The organism is Micrococcales bacterium (assembly GCA_016703125.1).
In the GTDB taxonomy this organism is placed as follows: Bacteria; Actinomycetota; Actinomycetes; order S36-B12; family UBA10799; genus JADKAV01.
In genome coordinates this window covers 254,664-275,136 of the sequence record JADJCR010000002.1, presented here as the reverse complement: position 1 = coordinate 275,136, position 20,473 = coordinate 254,664, and the positions used below count along the sequence as shown (strand labels likewise).

The 20,473-nt window shown below is 69.0% G+C and carries 18 protein-coding genes, 1 tRNA gene, 1 other RNA gene and 1 pseudogene; 12 read left to right on the top strand and 9 right to left on the bottom strand.

What is annotated here, in order from left to right; translation table 11 throughout:
• Position 1: 1 nt before the first annotated feature.
• Entirely contained in the window at positions 2-1,825 is a 1,824-nt protein-coding gene (locus IPG68_03000; GenBank protein ID MBK6762292.1) for a DNA polymerase III subunit gamma and tau, read from the bottom strand.
• A 68-nt stretch (positions 1,826-1,893) separates the two neighbouring features.
• On the opposite strand from IPG68_03000, the gene IPG68_02995 reads away from it, so the two are divergent.
• Positions 1,894-2,844, top strand: coding sequence for a hypothetical protein (locus IPG68_02995; GenBank protein ID MBK6762291.1), 951 nt, complete (start codon positions 1,894-1,896; stop codon positions 2,842-2,844).
• A gap of 6 nt (positions 2,845-2,850) precedes the next feature.
• On the opposite strand, the gene IPG68_02990 is transcribed toward IPG68_02995, so the two are convergent.
• A complete protein-coding gene (locus IPG68_02990) occupies positions 2,851-4,785 on the bottom strand; it encodes an FUSC family protein (protein MBK6762290.1) in 1,935 nt (644 codons plus the stop codon).
• A gap of 44 nt (positions 4,786-4,829) precedes the next feature.
• Positions 4,830-4,926: signal recognition particle sRNA small type (ffs, locus tag IPG68_02985), an RNA gene on the bottom strand.
• A gap of 40 nt (positions 4,927-4,966) precedes the next feature.
• Here ffs and IPG68_02980 point away from each other — a divergent pair.
• Together IPG68_02980 and IPG68_02975 are read left to right on the top strand one after the other, a co-directional pair.
• Positions 4,967-5,055: transfer RNA gene (locus IPG68_02980), tRNA-Ser, on the top strand.
• Between the two features lie 189 nt (positions 5,056-5,244).
• Positions 5,245-6,540 (top strand): fibronectin type III domain-containing protein, encoded by a 1,296-nt coding sequence (locus IPG68_02975; protein MBK6762289.1) that lies wholly within the window; start codon positions 5,245-5,247, stop codon positions 6,538-6,540.
• A 175-nt stretch (positions 6,541-6,715) separates the two neighbouring features.
• On the opposite strand, the gene IPG68_02970 is transcribed toward IPG68_02975, so the two are convergent.
• The 3 genes and pseudogenes from IPG68_02970 to IPG68_02960 form a co-directional block, all read right to left on the bottom strand.
• Positions 6,716-9,394: a penicillin acylase family protein gene (locus IPG68_02970; protein MBK6762288.1), complete on the bottom strand. Its 2,679-nt coding sequence runs from the start codon at positions 9,392-9,394 to the stop codon at positions 6,716-6,718.
• Positions 9,395-9,521: 127 nt separating this feature from the next.
• Entirely contained in the window at positions 9,522-10,766 is a 1,245-nt protein-coding gene (locus IPG68_02965; GenBank protein MBK6762287.1) for a DUF2207 domain-containing protein, read from the bottom strand.
• A gap of 34 nt (positions 10,767-10,800) precedes the next feature.
• Positions 10,801-11,280: pseudogene (locus IPG68_02960) on the bottom strand (DUF2207 domain-containing protein).
• A gap of 17 nt (positions 11,281-11,297) precedes the next feature.
• Between IPG68_02960 and IPG68_02955 the strand changes: the two are divergent.
• From IPG68_02955 to IPG68_02940, 4 genes are read left to right on the top strand one after another with little or no spacing between them, the layout of a single operon-like run.
• Positions 11,298-11,846 (top strand): LemA family protein, encoded by a 549-nt coding sequence (locus IPG68_02955; protein ID MBK6762286.1) that lies wholly within the window; start codon positions 11,298-11,300, stop codon positions 11,844-11,846.
• Between the two features lie 3 nt (positions 11,847-11,849).
• The gene (locus IPG68_02950) at positions 11,850-13,136 is read left to right on the top strand and encodes a DUF3459 domain-containing protein (protein MBK6762285.1); all 1,287 of its coding nucleotides are present in this window, start codon (positions 11,850-11,852) and stop codon (positions 13,134-13,136) included.
• A 44-nt stretch (positions 13,137-13,180) separates the two neighbouring features.
• Positions 13,181-13,981, top strand: a complete 801-nt coding sequence (gene xth, locus IPG68_02945) for an exodeoxyribonuclease III (GenBank protein ID MBK6762284.1) — start codon at positions 13,181-13,183, stop codon at positions 13,979-13,981.
• A 25-nt stretch (positions 13,982-14,006) separates the two neighbouring features.
• Positions 14,007-14,726 (top strand): matrixin family metalloprotease, encoded by a 720-nt coding sequence (locus IPG68_02940; protein MBK6762283.1) that lies wholly within the window; start codon positions 14,007-14,009, stop codon positions 14,724-14,726.
• A 62-nt stretch (positions 14,727-14,788) separates the two neighbouring features.
• Here the strand turns inward: IPG68_02940 and IPG68_02935 are convergent, their stop codons facing one another.
• Together IPG68_02935 and IPG68_02930 are read right to left on the bottom strand one after the other, a co-directional pair.
• Positions 14,789-15,961 (bottom strand): DUF2183 domain-containing protein, encoded by a 1,173-nt coding sequence (locus tag IPG68_02935; GenBank protein MBK6762282.1) that lies wholly within the window; start codon positions 15,959-15,961, stop codon positions 14,789-14,791.
• Between the two features lie 11 nt (positions 15,962-15,972).
• On the bottom strand, positions 15,973-16,416 hold the full coding sequence (locus tag IPG68_02930) for a GNAT family N-acetyltransferase (protein ID MBK6762281.1): 444 nt from the start codon (positions 16,414-16,416) through the stop codon (positions 15,973-15,975).
• 82 nt (positions 16,417-16,498) lie between these two features.
• Between IPG68_02930 and IPG68_02925 the strand changes: the two genes are divergently transcribed.
• The 3 genes from IPG68_02925 to IPG68_02915 are packed head-to-tail and all read left to right on the top strand — an operon-like array spanning position 16,499 to position 19,231.
• The gene (locus tag IPG68_02925) at positions 16,499-17,203 is read left to right on the top strand and encodes a hypothetical protein (protein MBK6762280.1); all 705 of its coding nucleotides are present in this window, start codon (positions 16,499-16,501) and stop codon (positions 17,201-17,203) included.
• A 31-nt stretch (positions 17,204-17,234) separates the two neighbouring features.
• Complete coding sequence (locus IPG68_02920; GenBank protein MBK6762279.1) at positions 17,235-18,719, top strand: long-chain fatty acid--CoA ligase; 1,485 nt, start codon at positions 17,235-17,237, stop codon at positions 18,717-18,719.
• Entirely contained in the window at positions 18,716-19,231 is a 516-nt protein-coding gene (locus IPG68_02915) for a GNAT family N-acetyltransferase (GenBank protein MBK6762278.1), read from the top strand. The genes IPG68_02920 and IPG68_02915 overlap by 4 nt, the downstream gene beginning before the upstream one ends.
• Here the strand turns inward: IPG68_02915 and IPG68_02910 are convergent.
• The gene (locus tag IPG68_02910) at positions 19,194-19,448 is read right to left on the bottom strand and encodes a hypothetical protein (GenBank protein ID MBK6762277.1); all 255 of its coding nucleotides are present in this window, start codon (positions 19,446-19,448) and stop codon (positions 19,194-19,196) included. The genes IPG68_02915 and IPG68_02910 overlap by 38 nt on opposite strands.
• A gap of 69 nt (positions 19,449-19,517) precedes the next feature.
• On the opposite strand from IPG68_02910, the gene IPG68_02905 reads away from it, so the two are divergent.
• Together IPG68_02905 and IPG68_02900 are read left to right on the top strand one after the other, a co-directional pair.
• A complete protein-coding gene (locus IPG68_02905) occupies positions 19,518-19,994 on the top strand; it encodes a hypothetical protein (GenBank protein MBK6762276.1) in 477 nt (158 codons plus the stop codon).
• The gene (locus tag IPG68_02900) at positions 19,901-20,440 is read left to right on the top strand and encodes a hypothetical protein (GenBank protein ID MBK6762275.1); all 540 of its coding nucleotides are present in this window, start codon (positions 19,901-19,903) and stop codon (positions 20,438-20,440) included. Before IPG68_02905 ends, IPG68_02900 begins: the two co-directional genes overlap by 94 nt.
• Positions 20,441-20,473 lie beyond the last annotated feature (33 nt).

Sequence of the window (20,473 nt, the reverse complement as noted above, 5' to 3'; positions counted from 1 at the left end):
CCTACTCCGTGTCGAATTCGGCGATCTTGCGCCCCCCGAGTTCGCGCTGCAACAACTCCAGCCCGTTCTCGACCGTGGCCTCGACAGCCTCGTCGTCGTCGCTGGGCGCATCCTCCGGGTCCAGGATCGGCTCGGGCGCGGCTGCGGCGGGTGCCGGTGCGTTCTGCCCGAGGGTCATCTCGACAGTGAGGTCGAGTTTGAGTTCGTCGAGGATGGCCTGGCGCACCCGTTCGGCGTGCCCGCCCTGGGTGAAGGCCGCTACGGCCCCGCCGTTGGACTGGGTCAGCGCGAGGATCCCGTTGGACAGTGACACGGGTCGGCAGTCGCGCACCAGCAGCCAGGCGACCCGGCTGTTGTCCTTCACCTTGTCGAGGACGCGCGGCCACAGGGCGATGACCTTGTCCAGCGGGACGTCACTGCTGGCGGCAGGCGCGGGGGCGGGTGTCGCCGGGGCGGGCGCTGGAGGCGCCTGGGTGGACGGGGAGGGCGGTGGCCCGGGAGGTCGACGGGCACCGCTCGCCGGCGGCGACGTCGCAGCGACTGCGGGTTTGGCCGGCGGCGTGGCCTGCTGAGTGCGGGGTGGGTCCGGGGTCTTGGGGGGTGACGGGGGTTCGGTGCGCGCAGGCTGGGCTGCGGTCGCACCGGCAGCCACCCGCCCGGCAACGGTCTCCATCCGGCGTTCGAGGCGGTCGATGCGCGCCAGCAGGTCCAGCGAATCGCTGGCGCCGGTGGGCAGGCACACTTCGGACATCAGCAGTTCCAGGTGCAGCCGGGGAGCGGTGGCACCGCGCAGCTCACTGAGGGCGTCTGACAAGGCGTCGGCGATCCGGTTGAGTTCGGCCCGGCCGAACCCCCGGGCCATCTCCGCGAGTTCCGGCAGCCGGTCCTCGGGCAGGTCGACCAGTTGCGCGGCCTTCTCCACCCCGAGCACGTGCAGCACGAGTAGGTCACGGAAGCGTTCCAGCAGGTCGGCGACGAACCGGCGCGGATCGTGGCCGGAGTCGACGACGTCGCCGATGCGCCCGAACAGCCGCGCGACGTCGCCGGCGGCGATGGCCGCGGTGACGTCGTCGAGCAGCGAGGCGTCCGTGACACCCAACTGCTGCACGGCGGCCTGGTAGGTCAGCCCGTCCGGGCCGGTGCCGGAGACCAGTTGCCCCAGAATGGACATCGCATCGCGGACTGAGCCCTCGCCGGCGCGGGCGACCAGCGCCAGCGCGGCGGGTTCCGCGGGTACCCCTTCGGCTTCGCAGACACGCGCGAGGTGGGTGGCCAGGGTGCGGGTGGGCACGAGCCGGAAGGCGTAATGATGCGTGCGCGAGCGGATCGTGCCGATGATCTTGTCGGGCTCGGTCGTCGCGAAGACGAACCTCACATGCTCAGGGGGCTCCTCGATGAGTTTCAGAAGAGCGTTGGCAGCGCCCGGTCCCAGTTGGTGGGCCTCGTCGATGATGTAGATCTTGTAGCGGCTTGTGGCCGGCACGAACATCGCCCGTTCACGCAGTTCGCGGGCGTCGTCAACCAGCCCGTGGGTCGCCGCATCCATCTCGATGACATCGAGCGAACCCGGCCCGTTGGGTGCCAGTGCGACGCAGGACTCGCATTCCTCGCAGGGCTGGGAGGTGGGCCCTTTCTCGCAGTTCAGCGACCGTGCCAGGATGCGGGCGCTGGACGTCTTGCCGCAGCCGCGCGGCCCGGAGAACAGGTACGCGTGGTGGACCCGGTCGGAGTCGATGGCGCGCTTCAGCGGCTCGGTGACGTGTTCTTGTCCGATGACGTCGTCGAAAGTTCCGGGGCGGTACTTGCGGTAGAGGGCGAGGGCCACCGCCCCAGCCTAAGCGCAGCCTGCGACTCGCGGTGCCGGGTCGGCCGGCCTGGGGGCAGACTGGGCCAATGGCACAACCGAGCACCACGTGGTCCGAAGTCGTCGGCGACGACGAGCAACAGCGGCACGCGGACTTCGCCGCGGTGATCGTCGCGCTGCAGTCCCGCATCAATGCGCGCAGGGGCCCGGGGCGGGCGTTCCACCGCAAACCGGTGGCCGCGCTCACCGGCCGGTTGATCGTCCCGAGCGGACTGCCGGAGCACGCCGCCCAAGGCCTGTTCGCCCAGCCCGGTGAGCACGCGGTCGTCGTGCGCATGTCGAACGGCGCCATGGTCGCGCAGGCCGACCCGGTCCCGGACATCCGTGGGTTCACCTTCTCGGTGCGCGGGATCGAAGGTCCGGGCGCGCTGGGCGCCATGACGGACCGGCAGGACTTCCTGCTCATCAACTGGCCGGCCTTCGGGTTCGAGGACTCGCGCGACTTCGCGGCGATGGTCCCGGCGGCGGCGAAGGGACAGAAGGAACTGGCGCAGCACCTGGTGTCCCGGCACGGTGCGGTCGGCGGCCCGATGGCGATGCTCAAGCAGGCCGCGGCGGTGGCGCGACCCTTCAGCGGGTTCGCCACCTCGGACTTCCACAGTTGCGCGCCGCTGGCATGGGGGCCCTATGCAGCGCATGTGCACGTCAGTGCGTTCTCCGCGTCGCGCAACCTGCTGGCCTGGCGGGACTGGGGAGCGGATGTGCGCGACCGGATCGCGCGGGGACCGCTGCGCTGGCATGTGCAGGCGCAGTTCTACACCGATCCGAAAGACACCCCCATCGAGGACGGACGGGCCCCCTGGCGGTCGGCGAAGGAGACCGTCGCGGTACTGGAGGCCGACGCACTGGCCGATCCCGACGAGGTGGAGGCCGACCATTTCGACCCGTGGGCGGCGCTGGCCGATCATCGACCGCTCGGGGAGATCATGCGTGCCCGGAAGGCCGCCTACTGGCCGAGCTTTCAGAACCGGACCCCCTGACCAGCGTCAGGTAGTGTCCGCCGCCCGCAACAGGTCACCCATCGCCACCCGCACGCCCTCGAGGGCCGTACCGGGGTCGACCTGTGTATCGCGCACGTCATCGGCGGTCTGCCGCACCAGCGCGACGGTCTGCTGGGTGGGAGGCACGCGGCGGCCGCTGTGTCGCAGCGAAGCCAGTTCCGTGACCGCGCCGTAGGTCCGCTGCAGACTCGGCAGGGTGGCCTGCAGCGACGCCAGCACGTGACGGGAGCGGTAGGGCATCATGGCGTACTCCACGAGGGCTGCGCCGGCAGCCGCAGTCACCCGGGAGGCGTAGCGCCGACGAGCCCGCAGCGCTTCCTCGTCGGCACCTTCGGCAACGTCGACCAGGTACTCCGCAGAGGCGTCCAGGGAGCGGGCGAAGGTCTCGCGAACCAGAGCCGCCGCCCGCTGCGGCCACAGGATCCATGCGCCGCCCACGAGGGCGATCGCAACGCCGATCCCCGCTGCCATCAACCGCCACCCGTGGTTGGACCAGTCGTGCGGCAGGAGCAGCCCCGCCGCGCACATCATGAAAGCCGTCACCCCGGCGGGGAAGGCCCACCACAGCATGGGCGCGTATCCGATCGCCAGGAAGATGAGGGCAGTGGTGAGCAGCACCAGCACCGCGGACAGGCTCCCCGCGATCCCCCCTAGAACCACCCCCACAGCAGCGCCAGCGAGAACGGCCGCGCTGAAGGCCACCACCCGCTCCACGGATCCGCTGAGATCGGGACGCAGCACGAGCGCGCACGTGATCGGGATGAGGTAGCCGTCGGGCATCGCCGACCACCAGGCAACCCCCGCGGCCAGCACGAGCAGCACCAGGTACCGGATGGCGTACCGGCGCAGGAGTTGATCGGAGCGCACGCCGGCGAACCAGTCGACCCAACTGGGCTGGGAGCGTCTGCGCACCTCCCGCGCGGACAACCCGCCCAGGTTACGGATGTCCGGGACCCGGCACATGTCCGCTCGCAGGTCGTGCAGCGCACCTGAACCTGCGACGTCGCCGGGTTTCAGGGCTTCCCACAGGGCTATCACGCGATCGATGGAGTACAGGGTCGTGCCGATGGACACATACGCCCCGCGTCTGTCCACGAGCAACTGGCAGGCATGCCGGCAGGTCCTGGCCACGTTGGAGCACATCTCCAGGAGCAGGTCCTCGTGGGACCTGCGCATCAGATCCTCGGAGTCGATCGCGCTGGCGAGGTGCTGGGTGATCGAGTTGGCCAGGGAGATCTGGCTGGCGGTCTGGCGCCCGTACGAAGCAGGCCACGACATGGCAGCGTCGGAGTACGCGTCGGCGGTGGCGCGGGACAGTGCGATGCGCGCCAGCGCGATGCGTTGGGGATCGGCGCCGGCGGCGTACAGGTCCACCAGATCGGCCACGCGGGCGAACTGCGCGGCCGCCGGCGAGCCGGATCCCAGCCAGCGACCGCCGAAGCCGGAGAGCATGGACAGGGCCAGGGCGAGGGCGCCCCCGACCAGGCTGGCGACCCCCGCCTCGACCGGATCCATGGACAGTCCGGTGGCACCGGCCGCCAGCAGGATGACGAGCATCGAGGCCGATGTGCGGCGGGCGGTCGCCGGTCCGCCCACGGCTGACAGCGCGACGATGGCGCCGGTCGCGGCGGTGACCAGCAGCACCCCGAATTCCCATCGGTTGGCCATCACCGCCAAGCTGACGCAGACCGAGGTGAAGAGCATCTGGAACAGCCCTCCCCGCAATCGCGGTGAGAGCCCGACCGAGGTGTCGGAGAACGCCACGATCCAGGCGACCATCCCGGCGATGAAGCCGAGCGCGGGAAGGTCGAGGTAGAGACCGGCACTGGTGCACGCGAACCAACCCGCCGCGCCGCGCAACCCCTGGCCGAGGTCCGGAGGCCCGGTAGCACGGATCCAGCGGGCGACGGAAATACCCATGGTGTTTGCGACGCTAGCACCCGATGGCCGGCGTACGGCGGGCATGAAGGGACCCCCCGCGCACCCGGTAGAGCACGCTTACCCTTGCTGCCTTCCGGCCCTGGGGGAGTTGGGCATGATGCCGCCGCACGAGGGGTCCCTCCCAGGATACGCACAGCGGCGTACCCGTACCATCGTCGGTGGAGGATTCGCCTAGTGGCCTATGGCGCTCGCTTGGAAAGCGGGTTGGGTTAACAGCCCTCAGGGGTTCGAATCCCCTATCCTCCGCCACAGTCAAATGGGGTCTTCGAGCGTGCTCGTGAGACCCCATTTGACTGCGCGGAATTCATGGCCATGGATTCGGGAGGCCGACCGACGGCTCCTGCATCCTCCGCCGAGTGCCGAGCTGCGTTCAGGACCCGGAAACAGCAACTCCCGAACAACAGCACAACACTCGACCGGCGCCGTCATGATCGGATCGTGCGGTTCCGGATCGTTGCGGTGGTGGCTGCGCTCGCACTGCCCCTCGCATCCGCTCCTGCTGCCGCCGGGGAGGACGTGACGCGGGTCCTGCTCGTGGGCGACTCGGTGACCCAGGGGTCGGCCGGTGACTGGACCTGGCGGTACCGGTTGTGGAAGCACCTCGAGGCCGCGGGGACGCCGGTGGATTTCGTGGGACCGCGCAATGATCTATGGGATGCCGAGCAGATGAGCCCGGGCTCACAGGAGTACGTCGATCCCGCGTTCGACACCGATCATGCCGCGTATTGGGCTACCGCCTACGTGGCCCAGAAGTACGCGGTCGCGGAACTGGTGGCCACCTATCGCCCCGAGGTGATCGTGGTGTCCTACGGGGTCAACGACTTCTTCGGCTACTGGCAGCCAGCCGCAACGGTGCTGGCGCAGGCGGCCTCCTTCGTGGCCGCGGCCAGGTCCGCCGACCCGGACGTGGACATCGTCCTCTCGCGGATCCCGCAGACCTGGCTGACCGGAGTGCCGGCCCTCAACGAAGGCCTGCCGGACGTGGCGACTTCGCTGGACTCGGTGCGTTCACGGGTCGTTGTGACCGACCTCCCGGAGGGCGTCGTCGAGTACACCGACACCTACGACCCGGCGCATCTGTCGGCCAGCGGCGAGGTGAAGGTGGCGGCGGCGGTGGCTGATGCCCTGGCCGGGCTCGGAGTCGGAAGGCCGTACCCGCGCCCCCTGCCGAAGGTGCCGAACGGTCCACGCCGGCCGGCCACTCTCACCGTGAGTGCCAAGCGCAGTGTCGCCCACCTCTCCTGGCGGAATCCGCCGGGCGCGACGGGCGCGTACATCTGGATGCGCGACGTCTCGGCCGGTGGGCCGTGGGTCAGGCTGGCAGGCCCGGTGGAGAAGAAGAACACATGGCCGGCGGCGGGGCTGGCCAGGGGACACGACTACGAGTTCCGGCTACAGGCCACCAAGGGCAGCGCTGTGGCTGAGGACATCTTCTCCAGCACGGTGCGAATCACGCGTCCGCCGCCTCGCGTCGCGGCCGTCCGAGTCATCAGCAAGCGGCGCGCGCTGCGCCTGCGCTGGTGGCCCGCATGGAGGGTCGGGGACGACGTGCGCTACCTCGTCTCGTGGTGGCCGGACGGCGGGCGTGACCGGTTGCGGGTGCGGTTGACCGACCGTCCGCGCACCGTACTGCGCAAGCTGCGCACCGGGTATCACTACCGGCTGCGGGTGACGGCGGTGAAGAACGGTGTGGCTGGTCGCGGCACCCGGGCGACGGGGATCACGCTGGGGTGAGATGTTGCAGCACCCCGACACTCGGGGGTGGCGTTGGGGCCCACTGTGACGAAGGTGCACGGTCCGCCGGGCCCCCTGTCACGAAGGTGAGCGGTTGCGACCGGCCAACCGCGCACCATCGCCACAAACCGGCGCGGCGGGCGCGCACCTTCATCACAACGCCCGCCCGCGGCGCCTACTTGCCGACGCTCACCGCCTGCTGGAAGGTCGGCCGGTTCTGGAACGGGTAGACATTGGGCTTGGTCACACCGGCGGTCACCCGCGCCCGGTTGGCGTTCCAGCACGACGGCTGCGGATCGGACACGCAGGCCCCCGCACCGTACAACTGCTCCGGCGTGACGGTCAGTGCCTGCTTCAGGGACTCCTGCAGCGCCGTGGCGCACGCCGTGGCGTCGCCATTGCCGCAGAACGTGACCGGGAAGCCGCCGGGTTGCGGCTGACCGGTGAGCAAGCGCTGCAGATCCTGCACGCTGTAGCCCCACCAGCCGTCCGAGAAGCCCGGCGCGCTCGGCCGGCTCGTGACAGCGCCGAACGAGATCATCTGCTGGATCTCGCTGAAGGCCTCATCGCCGAGTCCGGGCCCGAACTGCGCGGTCAGCAGTTTCGGCCACCAGGCGTCCAGGATCTGGATCGCGGCGGTGTGCTCGAAAGCGCCGTCCTTGTCCAGGTCGCGGCGGTGCCCACCGTCAGCCATCCAGGCCTTGAGCTTGTCGATGGCTGCCACCAGGTCCGGATCAGACACCGTGCCCATGGCCTCGAATACCGTCGTGAGGAGCTTGGCCGCGCGGATGTCCTGCGTGGCGGACTCCTCCATGGCCTGCACGACCTGGGCCAGCGTCGCCTGCTTGCCGCCGCTGACCGCGTTCTGCAACTTCTCCTCGATGAGGTTGGAACGGTAGAACGGCCCGTAGCCCCACTGCTCATCGGCAGCGGCCCAGTCCTTGGCCGGCTTGTTGTTCCACGACACCATCACAGGCTGGTTCTTGGTCTTCGGGTGCTTGGAGAAGCCCAGCAGATCCATCGTGTAGTTCTTCGCGTCGAAGCCCTGCCAGTCATACTTCCCGGTCCCCAGCACCGGGAAGTCCGGAGACGTGCCCTTCGCGCGCTTCGGGTACGCCCCGGAGAGGTAGTACGCCGTGTGCTTGTCGTTGATGAAGGCCCAGTTGAACGTGAACTGGATCTTCGAGGCCGACTTGTGGAACGTCTTGGGGTTCTTCATCTGGTCGGGCTGGTTGAAGCGCCGGAACCCGAGGATGGAGTCGGCCTCGTGGAGGTACGTGGTGCGCGCCGTGACGTACGCGACGGGCTTGCCGTTGACCGTTCCGTAGTGCGTCACCAGGCCGTGCACCGTCCGGTAGACCTTCAGCGTGGCCTCACCCTTCGGTGTCGAGTCGATGGCGTTCGGCTTCCAGGACAGGTCGCGGACCAACTTCTCCATCTTCACGCACTTGCCCTTGTACTTGTACTTGTACTTGCTGCCGCCGCACAGGACCTCAGCGAACGTGTCGACGTTGTCAGACCCGGCGGAGGTGGCGCTGAACGCGTAGTCGCGGCCGCGGCCGAGTTGCACATACATGCTCACGCCGGGGAACGACGCACCGCGGGCGTCGATCCCCGGGCCGTGCAGTTCCAGTTCCATGAGCACCTGCGGCAGGTAGTACCCGACCTGCGGACCGAGCACGCCGAGCGGCCGGCCGTTGGTCGAATTCTTGGCGGTCAGCAGTTCCCAGTTGGAGTGGTGGCCGTCGAGTTGCTCCTGCTGGATGGCATCGCCGATCGACACGGAGTCGTCGGCGGTGGCCAGCGCGGAGGTGGTGGACCCGCCGTGGATGATCTTCGCGGGGGTGACCGGCGTGCCCGGGTCGGGCAGCGCCAGTCCCTTCGGCGCGAACGAGTCACCGGTCTGGTACGGGTAGCTCTGCGGGATCGTCGTGGGCGCAGCCGGGTTGTTCTTGGAACGGAAACCGGTCCAGATGGCGCGGCCCTGCTCCACGCCGAAGCGCGCTTCGAGCGCCCGCACGATCATCGCCGAGGTGACCTCGGCGCCACCGCCGCGGCCGAAGATGCCGCCGAACAGTGACGCAGTGGCCATGACGTCGGTGAGTTTCCAATCCTTGACCTTCTGCCCGGTTGCCGCGTACTCACCGGGCATCAAGCGATCGATCTTGCGGGCGGCCTTAATGTACGCGTTGATGCCGTCGACGTAGTTCTCCACGTCGTTGCGCAGCTTGTTCCACTCCTTCTGGCTGCCCTGCGCGGGGGCTTCGAGTTGCCGCTTCAGGTCCTTCTCGGTGTACGCGTTGTTCTGCCACTGGCTGGCGTCGGCGTTGAGGTTCGCACCGCCCAGGAAGTTCGTGAGGTCGGCGCGACCGGTGTGCCGCAACACGTCCATCAGGAACAGGCGGTCGTTGGCCGAGGCGTAGCCGGCACCGAACATGGTGTCGCTGCGGGTCTCGCCGTAGATGCGCGGTACCCCGTACTGCTTGTCGCGGATGATCGTCACGCCCTTGCGGGGCTTGACCGTCGAGGCGCGGTCCTTCTTCTTGACCCCGAACGTGGCGTCCTTGTAGTAGTCGCCCACCTGGTCGTCGGTGAGGGTGGGGGAGGCGTACAGCAACCCGTCGTACAACGGCTGCTGGTCGGCCCAGTGCTTCGGCAGCGACCCGTTCGCGCGGAAGTTGAGGATCTGGCCGAGGGTGTCCAGGCCATTCTGGCCGGGGGGCAGCACATTGCGGAAGCCGCCCGCGTCGTTCTTGCCGTACGTGCCGGGACCATCGGCCTGGACCGGCGCGGCCAGGACCAGCGATGTGATGACGGCGATGGGGACTGCGAAGCGCGGAAGTGCTCGATGCATGTGAACCTCGTTCATCTCAGGACCGGTCGCACTGTATCGCCCCTGGAGCCTCCGCGTTCACTGTTTGCCCGCACATCATCCCCTCTCCTGTCCCGCGCGCCGGACGCCTGGGTCTTGGGCGGCAGGCTCAGGGGTGGCCCCCGCCACCACCGCCGGAGCCGCCCCCGCCTCCGCCGCCTCCGCCACCACCACTGGACGACGATTGCTGCGTCGCTTGGTAGGCGGCCACCGCGGAGGCCTCAACCGCTACCACCCCCGTGGACAGTGCCCACATCGCCGACGTATTCGTCGGGGAGGTGTAGAGGTGGGAGGTGCCGGCCATGGCCGTGGCCTCCGGGCTGCCCGGGGGTGGGGTGCAGGACTGCGCCCACTCCTCGGCGCAGTCGAAGGCGACCGCCCATGGCAAGTACTCGTCGAAGTGACGCACCCGGGCGGCGTAGTCGAAGCGCTCGACGGACGCCGGCGTGGACAGGACCTGTTTGAAGCCGGCGGTGGCATCGCGCATGGCCGAGCCGCTGTCGGTCAGCCGGGTGGTGTCACGGCCGCTGATCAGCAGTCCCGCGACGGCCGCGACCAGCAGCAGGGTGGCGACGATCAGCCCGCTGTCCAGCCAGATGAGCGCGCTGAAGCCGCCGATGATCGCCAGGAAGGAGAACGACAGTGCGCACCCCGCACCTCCCACCCGGGTGGCCAGGCCGTCCCGGATGATCCGTTCGGAGGTCTTGCTGCCGATCTGCCCGTCCAGACTCGACAGGATCTTGCCGTCCTCGACGCTGCTCTTGCTGATGTACCGGGTGGCGCCCGGTGCCTGCAACCCCAGAGCCACCAGAGTCTCGGGGAAACCGACGAGGTCCGGAATCTGCGCGTCTGTGCGCGTGAGTCGGATCCACGCCGGTCCGTCGGCGGCCATCGTCTGCTGCTCGGTGTCGAAGTCGACCACACCGTGAGCAACGAGGTTGAGCAGCACGGCCGGCACGGCCTTGTCCGACGGCGACTCCTGCAGGGTCCACGTACTCACCAGTGGATCCGCGCCGGGGGGCTGGAAGTTCGGCGTGATGGTCGGGCGCTTCTCGCGGGAACGGGCGAAGGTCAGCCCGGTGAGGGCCAGCGACAGCCCGACCAGGGCCAAGGTCGCGAAAAGGATCAGGTTCTGCCGCAGCGTGCGCCGCACGCCGGGGGCCTCCTCGGCGAAGTAGGCCTTCATCGTGATCGGCGTGTAGGTGGGCAGGTCGGTCAGGTTGATCCGGTACGCGCCGTCCACGTCGCTGATGGTGCACGGCACGCTGGCCTCGCACGTCGGCGGCGCCACGGTGGGGGGCGTGGCGGCGGTGACCTGCGCGGCGCGCATCGGCATCGCCCAGCCCGAACCCACCACATCCCAGTACCACTGGGACCCAGCCCTCCGGGCCGTCCTTGGGCCGGGTCAGCGCGTTGTTGGTCTGCGAGACGATGCGGTACTTCTGGATGCCCGGGTCGAAGGTCCGGTTCGCCGACCCGATGCGGATGGTCATCGTGCCGCCGCCGTTCTGCGTCACCTCGTACGGCTCGGGCTGCCAGGCGTCTCCGGTCTTGCGGTCCACGGAGGTCACGGTGACCGGGTGCTGGACGTTGCGGTACTGCGCGTCCCGGGTATCGAAGATGCGGTAGATGCCGTGCTTGCCGTATTGGGTGAACTCGACGTCGAGGGTCTCGGTCGAGGTGAGCTGACCGCTGGACTCCAAGGCGAAGTCGACCCGGTACTTGTCGATGATCGAGGTGTCGGTGACCTTCTCGCCCGACCCGCCGAAAACGTCCTTGAACGGCACCGGGAAGACGCTGAACCAGCCCGCCACCACCGCGGCTGCCAGCAGCAGCACCAGGAACAACCGCAACTTGGGGATCCGCATGGCGCTACCCTGCCTTCGTGGCCGTTGTCATCGTCGTTGTGATCGTAGTCGTCCTGGCTGGGCTGGGCGTGGTTCTGTACAACCGCCTGGTCCGGTTGCGCAACAAGGTGGAGGAGGCGTGGGCCCAGATAGATGTGCAGCTGCAGCGCAGGCACGACCTGATCCCCAACCTGGTCAACACCGTCAAGGGCTACGCCGCGCACGAAAAGACGACGCTGGAGGAGGTCACGGCCGCCCGCACCGCCGCCGTGAACGCGAAGGGTGCCGCGGCAGCCGGTGAGTCCGAGGAGGTGCTCACCGCGGCCCTCGGGCGGCTGTTCGCACTGGCCGAGAACTACCCGAACCTGAAGGCCGACCAGAACTTCCGGCAGTTGCAGGACGAACTGTCCGACACCGAGGACAAGGTCGCGTTCGCGCGGCAGTACTACAACGACAACGTGCGCGAGTGGAACACCCGGATCGCCTCCGTGCCGGACAACCTCGTGGCCGGTCTCATGCGCGCGGAGAAGGCGGAGTACTTCGAGATCGAGGGTGGCGCTGCAGCCGCCCCCCAAGTGAGCTTCTGAGCCATGCCGGACTGGGTGCATCACGTCGTCTGGTGGCAGGTCTATCCGCTGGGATTCCTGGACGCGCCGACGACCGCGGAGCCGCAGGTGGCGCACCGCCTGCCACGGCTGACGAACTGGCTGGACTACCTCATCGAGCTCGGGGCGTCGGGTCTGGCCCTCGGCCCGGTGTTCGCCTCGACCAGCCATGGGTACGACACGTTCGACTACTTCCGGATCGATCCCCGGCTCGGTGACGACGCGGACTTCGACGCGCTGGTGGCGGCGGCGCACGACCGCGGCATCAAGGTCATGCTCGACGGGGTGTTCAACCACGTGGGCCGGGCGTTCCCGCAGTTCCAACAGGCGCTGACCGGTCCGGACGACCCTGCCGGGCGGTGGTTCCGCCTGTTCTGGCGCGAGGGCGGCGACGAGCCGGACTACGAGCACTTCGAGGGCCACCGCGACCTGGTCACGCTCAACCACGACGCGCCCGAGGTGGTGGACTTCGTCGTCGAGGTGATGTGCCACTGGCTGCAGCGCGGTGCCGATGGGTGGCGGCTGGATGCTGCGTATGCCATCCCGGCGCAGTTCTGGGCCCGGGTGCTGCCTGGCGTCCGGGAGCGCTTCCCCGACGCGTACATCGTCGGCGAGATGATCCACGGCGACTACCCGGAGTACGTCGAGCAGTCCGGGTTGGACTCGGTGACCGAGTATGAACTGTGGAAGGCCATCTGGAGTTCGCTGAACGACCGGAACTTCTACGAGCTCGACTGGACCCTCGGCCGGCACAACGAGTTCCTCGAGCGATTCGTCCCGCTGACGTTCCTGGGCAACCACGATGTGACGCGCATCGCGAGCAAGTTGCACGAGGCGGAGCACTACGCCCACGCCCTGGTCCTGCTGCTCACCCTCGGCGGCACCCCGTCGGTGTACGCCGGCGACGAGCAGGGGTTCCACGGGGTGAAGGAGGACCGCCCCGGCGGCGACGACGAGGGGCGCCCGGCGTTCCCCAGTGGACCGGGTGACCTGGCGACCCTCGGCCGGGAGTGGTTCCGGTTGCACCAGGAACTGATCGGCCTGCGGCGGCGGCACTCATGGCTGGAGCGGGCGCGCACGCAGGTGGAGTACCTGAGCAACGAGCAGTTGGTCTACCGGTCCGCCGGGGAGGGTGGGGCCCTTCAGGTGGCGCTGAATCTCGGCGACGACGCAGTTGTGCTGCCGGTGCAGGGGACGGTCCTCGCCGGGGAGGCGGAGTCGGTGGACGGCGGCATGTCGGTGCGTGCCCACGGCTGGGTGGTCTGCGAGTAGCAGCCGCGGTCCCGCCAGTCACCGCGGGCTGGGACAATCGACGGGTGCGCATCGTCACGTGGAACGTCAACTCCCTGCCGAGCCGGATGCCCCGGATGCGGGTGTGGCTACAGGTCATGAAGCCGGATGTCGTGTGTCTGCAGGAGACCAAGATCCCCGACGCCCAGTTCCCCTACGAGGAACTCGCCGAACTCGGCTACGAGGCGGTGCATCGCGGCGACGGCCGGTGGAACGGGGTGGCGATCCTCTCACGGGTGGGTATCGAACGGCCCGTCACCGACCTGCCGGGAGTCCCGGGCTTCCCCGAGGACTCCGGTCCGCCGGAGCCGCGTTTCGTCGCTGCCGTGTGCGGCGGGGTGCACGTGGCCTGTGTGTACGTGCCCAACGGCCGCACCCTCGACAACCCGCACTACATGTACAAACTCCGCTGGCTCTCCGCCCTGCATCGCTACGCCGCGGCACCGGCGGCCGGCGATCTGCCGTTCGCGATCCTCGGCGACTTCAACGTGGCGCCGCACGACGACGACGTGTGGGACATGGCCGACTTCGCCGGCAGCACCCATGTCTCCGAGCCGGAGCGCGTGGCCATCCAGCAATTGGAGAACCTCGGTCTGACGGACTTGCCGCCGACCATCAGCAAGGGCCAGCCCTTCACCTTCTGGGACTACCGCGCCGGCAACTTCCACAAGGGCCTCGGGATGCGCATCGACCTGATCCTCGCGAACGCCGCATTCGCCGGGGCCGTCACGGAGACGTTCATCGACCGCGAGGCGCGCAAGACCGGGACCAAGGGCACGCCGCCGCCGAGCGACCACGCGCCGCTGCTCACCGACCTGCAGTTGTGAAGACGGGTGCGCGTACCGTCGAAGGGTGCGCGTGATCGGTACGGGTGTCGCCCTGGTGGCCGCGGTGGCCCTGGCCTCCCCCGCTGGTGCTGACGGCCCGGGGTACAAGTTCTTTCGCTCGGGCGGCAGCCCCCAGAAGCCAGGCGCCTACTGGGACCCCTGCACGACGGTCACGTACGGCATCGACTTCACGTACGCCAAGCGCAAGGGCCTGCGGGCCGGGCGCGAGGAGGCGCGCTGGCGGTCGGCCGTGGCCGAGGTGGCCACGGCGATGGGCATGCGGTTCCGGTACGAGGGGCGGATCAGGTCGCGCGCACAGCGCCTGCAGCCACGCTCTGCGTCAGGTGTGGACCTGATCATCACCTACGGCAGTCCCACCCGTGGGAACCGCTACGGGTACGGACGCACCCTGGCCGGTTCGGTGGCCGGGGTCGCCGGGATCTCGTGGCGCAGGGTCGGCAGAGCCGCTCAGGTCACCTACGGCTACGTCGTCATCGACGCCGTGGACGTGGCGCGGCGCACTGACGCCGCCCGCGCCCCATTCGATCCGCGCCCACCCGCGCAGCGTCCGCCGGACGTCGTCCGAGCGCTGTACATGCATGAGTTCGGGCACGCCGTGGGTCTCAACCATGTGCGCGACTCCCGCCAGCTGATGTACCCGCGGCTGCAGCCCGACCGGCCGGACACGCTCGGCGCGGGGGACCGGCGGGGCCTGCGGAAGTTGGGCAAGCAGCGCTGCTTCTGACCCGTGTGACGAAGGTGCAGGGGCCCGGGTTCGGTTGCCAGTGTTCCGCACCTTCGTCGAAGTCAGCGCCGTCCGAGTTCGGTGTTCACCTCGAGCACCGTCTCCTCGTCGACCAGATCCAGCGCATGGGCCAGATCCGCGGCGTGCCCGGGGTCGCGCACCAAGTACAGCGGGATCCCTTCGCCGCGAAGCGCGGTGGCGTGTGCGGCCAGTTCGGCGTTGCGCTCGTCCTTTGCCGGACCGACCTGCCGGATGAGGATGAGGCGCACGTGGCCGGGGAACTCCCGGGCCATCTCCTCGTAGGTCAGCGGGTCGCGCTGGCCGCTGTCGCCGATCAGGACGAACGAGGTGTCGGGGTACGACTCGAAGAGCCGGCGGATGGCCACCCGTTTGTGCTCGGCGCCGCTGCGCCGCAGGTAGCGCTCCGTGGGCCCCCAGTCGGTGAGGAACATCGGGCCTTGCGGGAACGCGCGCAGCTGGATGAACTGTTGCAGCATCTCGTAGAACGACCAACTGCCGGTGGACACGTAGAAGAAGGCCGGCTCCGGTTTGCGCCCGCCGCCGGGACCGGGGACGCCGCGGGCCAGCCCGCGGTACAGCGACGACATGCCGCGCACCGCGCTGCGAGTGTTGGCGTCGCGCATGAGTGCCTGCTTGACCGCGGTGAGCCCCTCGGTCAGGCCGCTGACGAGGATCGTGTCGTCGATGTCCGAGATGACCGCGAAGGGGGCTTTGGCGGCGGGCTTGAGGACCCGGCCAGCGCCGGATGCCGCATCGCCGCCTTCGATAGCGGTCGTCACGGCGAATGCGTCGTGCCACCCCGAGCGCAGGCGTGGGACCGGGACGGAGAAGTTGGCGTAGCCGCGGGAGTCCGTGATCTCGCGGCCGGAGTGCTTCCCGATCCGCAATTCCACCTCGACCCCGACCAGTGCCAGCGCACCGTGCCGGCGCAGGTTCGACTGGACCGTGCCCCAGTAGGGGATGCGGCTGTCGCCGGGCAGTTCCGGCGCCTCGACCACCCGAACCCGGACCTTGGCCACGCCGCCGGCCACGTACCCGCGGTAGACCACCAGGTGCGTGCCGCGGAACGCGCCGGACTCCAGCTTCTGCTCGCGTCGGCGCCGCGTGAGTCTCCCCTCGATCTGCGCCACAGCCGCAGCCGTCTCGGGGCTGCGCAACTTCGCGTTCAGGCCGGAGGTGAGCCGGCGGGGGAGGTGGGCCACGGTGTTCAGCATGCCAGCCCTGCTCACAACTCGCGCTCGTAGACGAACATCAGCGGCCCGCCGTCCCCCTCGGTGCGCCGGAAGCCCAGTTTGCTGTAGAGATGGCGGGCTGCGACGTCGTCCTCGGTGGTGCCCAGGTGCACGTAGTCGGCGCCGCGTTCCTTGGCCGTGACCAGTGCCGCAGCCAGCAGCGATTGCCCGACGCCGCGGCCACGCTCAGCCGGTCGCACGTACAACTCAGCCAGGTAGCACTCGTCGTTCGCACTCCATATGGACGGGTGGAAGCGCAGGACGACCAGCCCGATCTGGTCGGCGAGCAGGACAACGGTGTCAAGGGTGAGCAGTTCGCGGATCCGTTCGGCCAGCACGCGGGGCGGCGGTGTCGGCTCGTCGTACTCGCGGTTGAAATCGTGCAGCAACTCGCCGATCAGATCGGCGTCGTCAGCGGTGCCAAGGCGGACGTCCATGGTGGTGACAGGGTAGGCCGCTCGGGGGATGGAGCGCACCCCGCGAGAGCCCTAGACTCCCTGCATACGAAGGAGGCCCGCCATGTTCCGACGTCTGCTGCCTGCCGTGGTGTTGTGTGCGTCGCTCGGCGTGACAGCGCCCGCGCATCCGCTCGAGCTCAACGGCCAATCCGGCGGGTACCTCTTCCGCGGCCCGGTGAAGGGCCTGGTGACGGTCACCCAGCAGGACGCGAAGGCCGTCCTCGCATTCAACCTGTTCGGGCTGCAGCCGAAGACCCGGTACCAGTTGTCGGGCAAGCGGGGCTGGTGCGATGACGCTTCCCCGTACTTGGCCCTTCGCTCCTTCACCACTGATGGGAAGGGTCGCTCGTGGGATCCGGTCAAGATCCGGGTTGATGCGACCGCGATCAAGTCGGTGGCCATCCGCGAACGTGCTTCGGGGCGGACCATCGCCTGCGCCAATCGGACCATTTCTGTCGGCCCGGAGAATGCCTCGATGAAGATCGATCGGCCGAAGGCCGTGGTCATGATCTCTGAGGCCAATGCCTTGTGGCAGTTGATCGAGTCCTTCAGCGGCTTGCAGCCGAGCACCCGGTACCGGACGGTGGCCCTGCCGGGTGGATGTGTGCCGGGCAGTCAACCGCTGTTCGGCAAGACCTTCCGGTCCAACGTCGGCGGTGACGCGGTGGTCCGGGTGAAGCGCGAACAGGTTTCCGGGAAATCGATCGGCGCGCTTGCCCTGATCGATACCTCGACCGGTGAGATCACGTTCTGCCGAACCGTGTAGCGCTGTCGCCGGGGCGGCTTAGGGTGAGCCCATGAACCTCGCCGATAATTTCGTCGCCATGGCGGCCGCGCAGCCCAACCAGATCGCCATCAAGTTCGACGACCTCGAGTTGTCCTACGCGGCGCTCGACGCTGCGAGCAGCATGGCCGCCGGGTGGCTGGCCGATCTCGGCGTCGGGCCTGGTGATCGCGTCGGTGTCATGTTGCCGAACATCCCGCAGTTCCCCGTTCTCTACTACGGCATTCTGCGCGCGGGGGCGGTCGTCGTGCCCATGAACCCGTTGTTCAAGTCCCGCGAGGTCGAGTTCTACCTGACCGACTCGGGCGCCAAGGCCATGTTCGCGTGGGACGGGATCGCCGCCGAGGCGCAGCCCGGAGCCGAGGCCGCCGGTGTGCCGTGCGTGCTGGTGGGGGCCGACTTCACCGCTGAACTGGCGCAGCACGCGCCCGCGCCGGCGGTAGCCGACCGCGCTCCTGACGACACCGCGGTGATCCTCTACACCTCGGGGACGACCGGGAAGCCCAAGGGCGCGGAGTTGACCCACAGCAACCTTCTCAGCAACGTCGGGGTGGCCGTGGATCTGTTCGACGGCAACCCCGACGACGTGATCTTCGGCGGGTTGCCGCTGTTCCACTCGTTCGGCCAGATGTGCGGGCTCAACGCCGCCATGACCTGCGGCGCGACACTCACGCTCATCCCGCGCTTCGACCCGACCAAGGCCCTCGAGGTCCTGCAGCGCGACAAGGTCACGATCATGCAGGGCGTGCCCACGATGTACGTCGCACTGGTCCAGCACCCCGAGCACAGCGCGTATGACACGTCCAGCCTGCGGGTGAGTGTGTCCGGCGGGGCGTCCTTGCCGGTGGAGATCCTGCGGGGGTTCGAGTCCGCGTTCGACGCGATCCTGCTGGAGGGCTACGGATTGAGCGAGACCAGCCCGATCGCCTCGTTCAACCACGCCGACCGGGAGCGCAAGGCGGGCTCGATCGGCACGCCCATCCGCGATGTCGAGATGCGCCTGATCGACAACGACTGGAACGACACGGCCCCCGGTGAGATCGGTGAGATCGCCATCAAGGGCCCGAACGTGATGAAGGGGTACTGGCAGCGCCCGGACGCCACCGCCGAGGCGATCCGTGACGGCTGGTTCCGCACCGGTGACCTCGCGACGGTCGACGAGGAGGGGTACTACTTCATCGTCGACCGCGTGAAGGACATGATCATCCGCGGTGGGTACAACGTCTACCCGCGCGAGGTCGAGGAGGTGCTGTACGAGCACCCAGCGGTGGCCGAGGCCGCGGTCGTGGGTGTGCCCGACCCGGAGTACGGGGAGGAGATCGGCGCGGCCATCACGCTCAAGCCCGGCATGACCGCCACCCCCGACGAGATCGCCGATTTCGTGAAGGAGCGCATCGCGGCGTACAAGTACCCGCGCGTCGTCTGGTTCCTCGCCGACGGGCTGCCCAAGGGTCCGACCGGCAAGATCCTCAAGCGGGAGATCACCCCGCCGGCGTGATCCACACCGCACGGCTGCTGCTGCGTGGGCTGGCCGAGGACGACCTCGACGAACTGGTGGCCCTGGACGCCGACCCGGAGGTGATGTTCTTCGTCACCGGGGGTGTGCCGGAGTTCCAGCCGGCGGATCTGCCGGTCTTGATCGCGGGCGGCCATTGGGCCGCGGTGGAGCGGGCGGGGGACAGGTTCGTGGGGTGGTTCCACCTGCGGCCGTCGTCGCCCGGCGACCTCGAGCTGGGGTACCGGCTGCGGCGCGAGTTCTGGGGCCGGGGGTACGCCACGGAGGGGTCGCTGGCACTGATCGATCACGCCTTCACCCTTCTCGGGGCGGATCGGGTCGTGGCCGAGACACTAGTCGCCCACACCGCCTCGCGCCGGGTGATGGAGAAGGCGGGCATGGTCGAATCCCGTCGTTTCCGAGCCGACTGGCCCTACCGCATCCCCGGCGACGAGGCCGGTGACGTGCAGTACGCAATCACACGCGAGCAGTGGGAGCGACGTCCAGCCCGCTGAGGACCGGCCAGGGGTCCGGTTCCTCCGGATCCGGGCAGCAGGCCAGGTGGATGCGGGCCCCGAGGCCCGGGTGTTCCATGACGGCCGAGCCGTCGAGCAACGAGTCCGAGCAGACCGCACACCGGCGGGGGCAGGTGAACCAGCCGTCGGCGGCGGGTTGGGGCCGGGAGTCGTAGCACGCGAAGTCGGTCCCACACGTGGCGCAGATGGGAGTCACAGGGGCAGGGTAACCCGGGGAGTCCGGTGGCCCTCGCCCGTGGGCGGACCTGCGTGGAATACTCGCCGGATGAAGGCCAGCCTAGTTCTTGCGATCGGCGTGGCCGCGGCAGTCACCGCGTCCCCGGCCCATGCTGCGATCGAGGAGCCGGCCAAGCAACAGCGCAAGGTACTCAGGGCTGTAGCGAAAGCCGCCCCGTCCTACGCGGGCATCTCGGTGCGGGGCAAGAAGGTCACCATGCGGGTGGGTGGCATCCGCTACTCGAACGTTCGCCATGGCGTGTTCCGCTCCGGGGTCAACCGAACGTTCTTCCGGGTGGATCTGGTGCCCCGGCCGCAGGAGGCCTACGTCGCCATCCTGGAGAAACGGGGCGGCCGCTACGTACTCCGTGCGTGGGACACGCGCTGGGACATGATCGACACCTTGTGCAAACAGAAGAAGCCCCCACGGCCGTGGTCTACGACCTGGGCCTCGATCCGGTCCACCGCTTCTCCGCGGGTCGTTGCCGCCACCCGCGCGACATCGACGCGCTCCGCACGCCGATGAGTGCGGGGGAGATCGCAGGGCTGCGCGCGGCATACGAGCCGTACTTCGATCCCGACACCTTCGAACTGCGGACCGTCAAGGAGCCGGCGTTCTCCGAGGTGAGTACGAACTGCGACTGGGAGGAACTGGGTCCGAACGGCTTCGCGCCGTACGGATGGGTGTCCAAGGCCGACCCCAGGTTCGGGCTGCTGCGGATCGGGTGCATCACCGGCACGGTCGACGGCGTGCCGGCGTTCAACGTCACGGATCTGCTGGTGTCGCGGGCGGGCCGGTCCGGTGAGTTCACTAACCTGCTGGCACACGTCCGACCGGGATCGTCTCTCCAGACCGGCGCCTGCGGCACGGATCGCCGCTGGCCGATCGGACCGGCCGCGCGGGTGTCGCTGCAGTTCTGCCTGCCGTATCCGTTCGCCCTGCGGACCTTCCTCGGGCAGCGGTCACTGTAGGCGCGGGCGGCGAGGGCCTCGCGCATCCAGGCG